Source organism: Fictibacillus sp. NRS-1165, from assembly GCF_050468105.1.
Taxonomy (GTDB): Bacteria; Bacillota; Bacilli; order Bacillales; family Fictibacillaceae; genus Fictibacillus_C; species Fictibacillus_C terrinigri.
The window spans coordinates 50,757-57,587 of sequence record NZ_JBDPNU010000020.1; the positions used below are offsets into that span (position 1 = coordinate 50,757).

Genomic DNA, 6,831 nt, shown 5'->3' on the forward strand with positions numbered 1-6,831 from the left:
AAGGAGAGGAAATGCATTCATGAAACAGGTTTACAATTTTAACGCAGGACCCGCAGCTCTGCCTCGTCAGGTATTGGAAAAGGCAAAGGAAGAATTTCTGGACTTCGATGACACCGGAATCAGCATTATGGAACACAGCCATCGTGGAAAACATTACGAGGCAGTACATGAGGAAGCCAAAAACCTCTTAAAGGGCCTGCTTTCCATACCGGATGATTACGAAGTGCTGTTTCTGCAGGGGGGCGCCAGCCTGCAATTTGCGATGATCCCCATGAATTTTATGAGACCCGATGAACAGCCTGGCTATATCCTAACCGGTTCATGGTCCGAAAAGGCGTTAAAAGAGGCAAGCAAATTTGGAGAGGTGAAAGAGATCGTATCCGGAAAAGCTGGCAATTATACCTCCATCCCTGAGGTGCCTTCTTTGTCTCAAGACGAATATTCGTATGTCCACATCACATCCAATAATACGATCTATGGTACGCAATGGCCTTCATTTGAGGGCATTGAGCACCCTTTTTTAATCGCTGATATGTCCAGTGATATTTTAAGCAGGAGAATTCCGGTAAATAAGTTCGGCCTTATTTATGCAGGAGCTCAAAAGAACCTTGGACCTGCAGGAGTCACCGTTGTGATTTTCAGAAAGGATGCTGCTGAGCGTGCAAATCAAGGGATTCCGGCGATCCTTTCCTATAAGACACACATTAAAAACCGTTCGCTGTATAATACACCGCCTACCTTCTCCATCTATCTTCTGAAGCTCGTTCTCGAATGGGCCAAGGGACATGGCGGTCTGGAGGCACTCGAAAAACGCAATGAAGAAAAAGCGCAGCTGATCTATGACGCTATCGATGAAAGCCAAGGTTTTTACTCAGGGCATGCAGCTAAGAACAGCCGTTCACTGATGAACATTACGTTCACCTTAAAAAACGAAGAGCTGACGAAACAATTTTTAAAAGAAGCAGAAGCTCAAGGATTTTACGGATTGGCCGGCCATCGTTCAATCGGAGGATGCAGAGCATCCGCTTATAACGCCGTTCCGCTCGAAGCCTGCCAAGCACTAAGGGATTTCATGGTGAATTTCCAGAAAAAACATGAGGAATAGGCTTTATGTACTGTTCAAAAAGCTCTAGATTTGTTAAGATAAGAGTAACTTCTTTGCATAGGGCAGTAGTGCACCTATGAAAGAAACTTAAGAGTTGAGTAGAGGAGAGATGAGTCATGAAAACTAAATCTTTAGCATTAACAGGAGTTCTACTGGCATTGGGGTATGTTCTTCACGCCATTATGCCGCCCTTCTTTTTAGGCATGAGGCCTGATATGATGCTTACCATGCTTTTTCTAACCATTATCATGTTCCCAACGCTGTCTAACGTCATTGTAGCTGCGCTGGCAACCGGTGTTATTACAGCCATCACAACTACATTCCCAGGCGGGCAGATTGCGAACCTGGTGGATAAACCCATTACCGCACTTGTTTTTTTAGGATTATTCCTTTTCGTTTCACGTTATAAATTAAATGCTTTGACCGCTGCTGTTTTGACTTTTGCTGGAACCCTTGTGAGCGGGTCAATTTTCCTTGCAACGGCTCTACTCGTAGCCGGTTTGCCTGGAACCTTCTTATCGATCTTCCTGGCGGTCGTATTGCCGACAGCTGCTGTAAACAGCGTCGTCATGTTCGTTCTGTACCCGGTCGCACACAGCATCAGAAAGCGTTCCATGCCAGCACAATCGAAACAGATTCAGGCGTAATCTAAATATTATTGCAATAAAAAAGAGCCGGTACCTGATCTTAAGGTGCCGGCTTTATCGTTTGCTCTTCTTCTTCCCATGCCATGTAATGATCGATTTCTTTTTTGATCGTCTTGTATAAAAAGGCTAACACAGCAGCATCATCCAAAAGGCCGATTCCTGCCAAAAAATCTGGAACAGCATCGATTGGACTGACAAAATAAAGCAGGGCCGCAACGATGAGCATCATCGATTTTTTAGATACATGCCGGTATGAACCGTCCCGATAATGCTTGACCAGCCTGATTAAAGCTTTTACCTGTGAAGTGAGTTCCCACAAGCCGCTGTTGCTTTGCGCAGATTGTGTTTTCTTCTCGGCATTGGTGATCAGTTCACCTGTTTGATGGTCATCATCCAGGATGACCGAAGCCTTGCTTTTCATTCTGTTAAAATAATTACCGATTGTGTGACGCTCCATAATACCCTCCTCCTGACTTGTTGTTATTATACCTTTATCTAATATATTTCTAACATAAAAAAGCAGATTCAAAAAGAATCAGCTTTCCCTATGATTCGTTATTTTGTGACAAAGGTCAGCAAACAGCCGACCAGCCCTGCGATTCCGATCAAACCGAAAATAAATGCTGATTTTCTCCTTTTTATAATCAATGTGTTACGAAAAGAATATCGGCGGGTAGTGTTTAAGGAGTACATCATTCGCATTATCAACAGCAGGCCCGCAAACATCAATAATATGATATTCCAATCCATGGTCCATCCCCCCCATATTATAGATATGCAGGTGCCTGTCCAATCATGCCGAAAATCATCGTTAAATATTTATGATTTCGGGAAATTTCTCGATAGGAATTCATCTGATCCACCAAGAATGTAATACTAAGTATAAAAGAGGAGGAGTAAATCATGTCTAAAGCAAAATCTCTACTGTACGGCTTTGCCATCGGAACAATTGTTACAGCAGCAACTACTCTGCTGTCCGCACCCAAGTCAGGAAAGGACATCAGACAGGACATTAAAGACAGTGCAAACAAATTAAAAAACTCTGTTTCTAAAATGAAGCGTGAAAGCATCACGCTTAAGGAAAAAATAATGTTTGTTTCCAAAGAAGGAAAAGAAGCGTTCAAACAGGCTTCCGCTGACATAAAAAAGGATATCGATGATTGGAAGGAAGAGATTCAGCCGAATATGGAAAGCATCCAGGAAAACGTAAAAGAAATTCAGGACACACTCGAGGAAAGCAAAGCGTCATTGGCAAATCGTTAACTGTACAATTGAGGATCTCCCTTGAACGGGAGATTTCTTTATTATTCAGCAATTATGATCTTCCATCTGTTATCATACTTAAGTTATATGCCTTTATTACCAATTTTTCTTTGAGTTTTGAAAAATTTTACTTTCTTATTTTAGGAAATACTGGCATAATGAGGGATAGATTGATGTTCTTATATGTAGTAATGGAGGGCATTTAGTATGGAAAAGGATAATTTGTACAGTGTAAAGGAAGCCATGATTTTCAGTCATAAATTCGCACAGATCAGCAAAGCATTATGGAAAAGTGTAGAAAAAGACTGGCAGAATTGGATTAAGGATTACGGATTAAACATCAATGAACATCATATTTTGTGGATTGCTCATCAATTAGAAGGCGCAAGCATTTCCGATATTGCAAAATTCGGGGTTATGCATGTATCTACGGCATTTAACTTTTCAAAAAAACTGGAGGAGCAAGGCTACCTTTCATTTTCAAAAAAGGAAAATGACAAGCGAAATACATACATTCAATTGACAGATAAGGGTGAAGAGCTTCTCTTGAAAACGATGGAAACGTATGATCCGGCAAGCTTTGGCGTCTTTTCCTCAGCACTGCCGATCAAGGAGCTCTACGGTAAGTTCCCTGACTTCCCTGAAATCATGTGCATGATCCGTAACCTGTACGGAGAAGATTTCATGACGATCTTCAACAAGCTGGAGATGAAAATTGAAGAAACCATGGAGGAGAAAACACCTAACAACGTTATTCCGATCACTCCTAAGCTGGCCGGCGTTCACTCGTAACGCCGCGCCAAATCATACAGCTTATCCATAAGCTCAGGATAGACGCCTTGGGTACGGAGAGCTTGAATGGTTTCTCTCGGCTTCAGTTTCGAATTCAGCATTCCTGCAAAATGGAGAAGTAGAGGCAGGTACTGCACATAACCGCTCTCTTTCTGGACCTCAAAACGTCGTTGGAGTTCATCGCACAATGAAAGGACATCTCCCACTTCGACTTCGCTCAGATGTTTTTCCATCACCAGCGTATAAAAGGGATATGTCCTTAAATTTATCGATTGTACAGTAAGCCGGTTATAGTATTCCAGCCGTTCAACACGTTCTTCAATCGTTTCCATCTTCATCCTGCTTTCTTATAGTCGATCTTTAGTTTCTATTGTATAGTAAAGCCGCCTTTTTTGTAAGGCGGCTTTCTTCTTTTCTTCAAAAATTCTCCATTCGATTATTTTCCAAACACGTCGATTGAAATATTGTTATTCGGCAGATCGACCTCTTTGGCTTTTACTCTGATATGCTTTTTGTTGTCCATTTTGGTCAGCTGGACATGGATCACTTTTTCCTGCGGATATACTTTCACCCATTTTGGAAGTTTCACACTGTTTGATACCAGATTAAGCACTTGCTCACCTGGCAGATTTAACCGTCCAACCTGCACGTTTTTTTCATGTAAGGCTAGATCTCCATTAGGCAGCACTTCTGGTTCAAGGGACATCTGGTATACGATTTCACGTCCAAAAACATCTACACGCCCGAACAGCTTCATCTGATCCGTAAGCCTTACCTTAAGATCCAAATTTTTTTGTTCTTCTATTTCTTTGTTCATTAAAAAGGCAGCCTGTTCTTTGCCGGTATGTATCGTGAATAATTTTTTGCCTGTCAGAGAGTCCCCTGCTTGTCCGGCCCGATCAAAGCCCTTCTCCCCCCCTGAAAATAACAGTGAGGCCACAACAACAATCACAATAACGATAACAGCAGCCAGGGCAAGGAAGCTCAGTTTCCATTTGTTATTCATTTTCGTCCTCCATAACGTTGCTTTTTCCTATTCTTATTCTCCAACTTTTGTTAAAGTAAGAATGGTAGCTTTTTATGGAGGTATTGTAACATGCCAGATATCATATTTGTAATTCTTGCCCCCGTTTTTTTATTTGTTTTTAATCTCCTCACCAATGAACTATGTTCTCGCAAATCCATACCGGCTGAAACACAGCCCAATGTGTTCCGTACGATAAATGTTCTGATTACCATCCTTTTAATCAGTGCCTATGTAGAAAATATCTATACATATTAAATTAATGAAAACAAGAGGGGCGGCTGTTACCGCTCCTCTCTTGTTTTCATTAGCAGAAACAAATGCATCCGATAATAATGAGTAGGATTATCAATACAACAATCAGCTCAAAGCCGCCAGAAACACCGCCCATTATATTACCTCCTCAGCAGAAAAAAAGCCCCCAGTTTACTACTATCACAGCCCGTGCTTACTTAGCACCAGCCTCCCCAACATACACAACCGACGATGATCAACAGAATAAACAACACAACGATTAACGCAAAGCCTCTTCCATGTGTAGAACCCATGATGCCACCTCCTTTATTTCTTACGCTATCCTATGCAGCCTATTCCGCGGGCGCTTAGGCTATTGCCTGAAAACCAAAAGAAATTTTAAACTCTTGCCTAACTCCTTGTCCTTACCATACGAAGCAAGTACATCCAATAATTATCAATAAAATGAAAAGAATGACCAGAATTAAAAAGCTATGTCCAAAACCAGCACCGCATCCCATCATCTATCTCCTCCTTTTTTCTTCTCCACATCATATAGTGATATGTCTAGGTTTGATTAGACGAATGTCACGGTTTTGAAAAATTTCCTTGCTGATATAACAGTAAATATGTGTAATTTTTCTCATAATTCCGAGTATGAATAGGATTTTGTCCAATGTTTATGCTATAGTAGATACTGTGAAAATATTACTCGAACAGTGGGAGTGTGTCAGATGAAAAAATGGTTATTATCCCTTGGACTTGCTGCGGGAGTCTTATCGCTGTCAGCGTGTAACTCCGGTGCAGGATCAGAGAAGGTTGTGGAATCCAAAGCTGGAGACATCACCAAGGATGAATTCTACAATGAGCTTAAGGCACAGTACGGAAATCAAGTCCTTAAGCAAATGGTAGATAACAAACTTCTCGAAAAAGAGTACAAGGTTACTAATAAAGAGATCGACAAAGAGATCGCCAACATCAAAAAACAGCTTGGCGGTGAAGACCAGTTCAAGCAGGCACTTCAACAAAATGGCATCAAGAATGAAAAAGACTTAAGAAAACTAGTGAAGACACAGCTTCTAAACAAAAAAGCAGCGACTGACGGTGTAAAAGTAACCGACGCTGAAATGAAAAAAGTATTTAACGAGAAATATAAAGAAGAAGTAAAAGCCAGCCATATCCTTGTGGATGACAAGAAAACAGCTGATGAAGTCAAAGCGAAACTGGATAAGGGCGAGGACTTTGCTAAACTTGCGGAGAAGTATTCTAAAGACCCAGGCTCTAAATCCAAAGGCGGAGACCTTGGTTTCTTCGGTAAAGGCCAAATGGTGCCTGAATTTGATAAAGTAGCCTTCAAATTGAAACCTGGCCAAGTCAGCGATCCTGTTAAGTCTCAATTCGGCTACCATATTATCAAAGTCGTAGACAAGAAGACGAACAAGTTCGAAGATAAAAAGAAACAAATCAGCGAAGAATTGAAGCAGCAAAAAGCGAAGCCAACTGATGAAGTTATCACGAAGCTTCAAAAAGATGCTGACATTAAGATCAAAGATAAGGATCTAAAAGACGCACTTAAAAAGCAAAACACTCAAATGCCAACACAGCCACAGCAATAATGAGATGCAAAACAGGGTGATTCCTTTCAGGAATCACCCTGTTTTGGCGAGGTATGCTCTTTTGTGAAAATGATATGATTGGTGAGTAAAGTTCGTAAAACCGTGAGTAACAGAGGAAAAACCGGTTTGGCCCCGTATTTTTAGACACAA

General features: G+C 41.3%; 13 protein-coding genes. 6 read left to right on the plus strand and 7 right to left on the minus strand.

All coding sequences use genetic code 11. From position 1 onward, the window contains the following. Positions 1 to 19: 19 nt before the first annotated feature. Positions 20 to 1,105 (plus strand): 3-phosphoserine/phosphohydroxythreonine transaminase, encoded by a 1,086-nt coding sequence (serC, locus tag ABHN01_RS08825; protein WP_429875218.1) that lies wholly within the window; start codon positions 20 to 22, stop codon positions 1,103 to 1,105. 116 nt (positions 1,106 to 1,221) lie between these two features. Continuing rightward, positions 1,222 to 1,752, plus strand: a complete 531-nt coding sequence (locus ABHN01_RS08830) for a tryptophan transporter (RefSeq protein ID WP_429875219.1) — start codon at positions 1,222 to 1,224, stop codon at positions 1,750 to 1,752. A 40-nt stretch (positions 1,753 to 1,792) separates the two neighbouring features. Here ABHN01_RS08830 and ABHN01_RS08835 read toward each other — a convergent pair whose 3' ends face one another. Both ABHN01_RS08835 and ABHN01_RS08840 read right to left on the minus strand, forming a co-directional pair. Next, the gene (locus tag ABHN01_RS08835; RefSeq protein WP_429875220.1) at positions 1,793 to 2,209 is read right to left on the minus strand and encodes a YkvA family protein; all 417 of its coding nucleotides are present in this window, start codon (positions 2,207 to 2,209) and stop codon (positions 1,793 to 1,795) included. A gap of 98 nt (positions 2,210 to 2,307) precedes the next feature. Next, positions 2,308 to 2,502 carry a hypothetical protein gene (locus tag ABHN01_RS08840; protein ID WP_290401841.1) on the minus strand — a complete coding sequence of 65 codons (195 nt, stop codon included), beginning with the start codon at positions 2,500 to 2,502 and terminating at the stop codon, positions 2,308 to 2,310. A 153-nt stretch (positions 2,503 to 2,655) separates the two neighbouring features. Between ABHN01_RS08840 and ABHN01_RS08845 the strand changes: the two genes are divergently transcribed. Next, positions 2,656 to 3,015 carry a YtxH domain-containing protein gene (locus ABHN01_RS08845; protein WP_429875221.1) on the plus strand — a complete coding sequence of 120 codons (360 nt, stop codon included), beginning with the start codon at positions 2,656 to 2,658 and terminating at the stop codon, positions 3,013 to 3,015. A 207-nt stretch (positions 3,016 to 3,222) separates the two neighbouring features. After that, on the plus strand, positions 3,223 to 3,807 hold the full coding sequence (locus ABHN01_RS08850) for an HTH-type transcriptional regulator Hpr (RefSeq protein WP_429875222.1): 585 nt from the start codon (positions 3,223 to 3,225) through the stop codon (positions 3,805 to 3,807). Here ABHN01_RS08850 and ABHN01_RS08855 read toward each other — a convergent pair. Further along, positions 3,798 to 4,139 (minus strand): DUF1878 family protein, encoded by a 342-nt coding sequence (locus ABHN01_RS08855; RefSeq protein WP_429875223.1) that lies wholly within the window; start codon positions 4,137 to 4,139, stop codon positions 3,798 to 3,800. The genes ABHN01_RS08850 and ABHN01_RS08855 overlap by 10 nt on opposite strands. Before the next feature lie 104 nt (positions 4,140 to 4,243). Further along, a complete protein-coding gene (locus ABHN01_RS08860) occupies positions 4,244 to 4,813 on the minus strand; it encodes a YpmS family protein (RefSeq protein WP_429875224.1) in 570 nt (189 codons plus the stop codon). A gap of 90 nt (positions 4,814 to 4,903) precedes the next feature. Here ABHN01_RS08860 and ABHN01_RS08865 point away from each other — a divergent pair, with 90 nt between their 5' ends. Then, positions 4,904 to 5,089: a hypothetical protein gene (locus ABHN01_RS08865; protein WP_290401846.1), complete on the plus strand. Its 186-nt coding sequence runs from the start codon at positions 4,904 to 4,906 to the stop codon at positions 5,087 to 5,089. A gap of 49 nt (positions 5,090 to 5,138) precedes the next feature. Here ABHN01_RS08865 and ABHN01_RS08870 read toward each other — a convergent pair whose 3' ends face one another. The 3 genes from ABHN01_RS08870 to ABHN01_RS08880 all read right to left on the minus strand — a co-directional run bounded on the left by ABHN01_RS08870 (position 5,139) and on the right by ABHN01_RS08880 (position 5,589). Beyond that, complete coding sequence (locus ABHN01_RS08870; RefSeq protein WP_290401939.1) at positions 5,139 to 5,222, minus strand: YjcZ family sporulation protein; 84 nt, start codon at positions 5,220 to 5,222, stop codon at positions 5,139 to 5,141. Between the two features lie 61 nt (positions 5,223 to 5,283). Continuing rightward, complete coding sequence (locus tag ABHN01_RS08875) at positions 5,284 to 5,379, minus strand: YjcZ family sporulation protein (protein ID WP_082316024.1); 96 nt, start codon at positions 5,377 to 5,379, stop codon at positions 5,284 to 5,286. 111 nt (positions 5,380 to 5,490) lie between these two features. After that, positions 5,491 to 5,589, minus strand: a complete 99-nt coding sequence (locus tag ABHN01_RS08880) for a YjcZ family sporulation protein (RefSeq protein WP_290401847.1) — start codon at positions 5,587 to 5,589, stop codon at positions 5,491 to 5,493. A gap of 210 nt (positions 5,590 to 5,799) precedes the next feature. On the opposite strand from ABHN01_RS08880, the gene ABHN01_RS08885 reads away from it, so the two are divergent. Continuing rightward, positions 5,800 to 6,681: a peptidylprolyl isomerase gene (locus ABHN01_RS08885; RefSeq protein ID WP_429875225.1), complete on the plus strand. Its 882-nt coding sequence runs from the start codon at positions 5,800 to 5,802 to the stop codon at positions 6,679 to 6,681. Positions 6,682 to 6,831 lie beyond the last annotated feature (150 nt).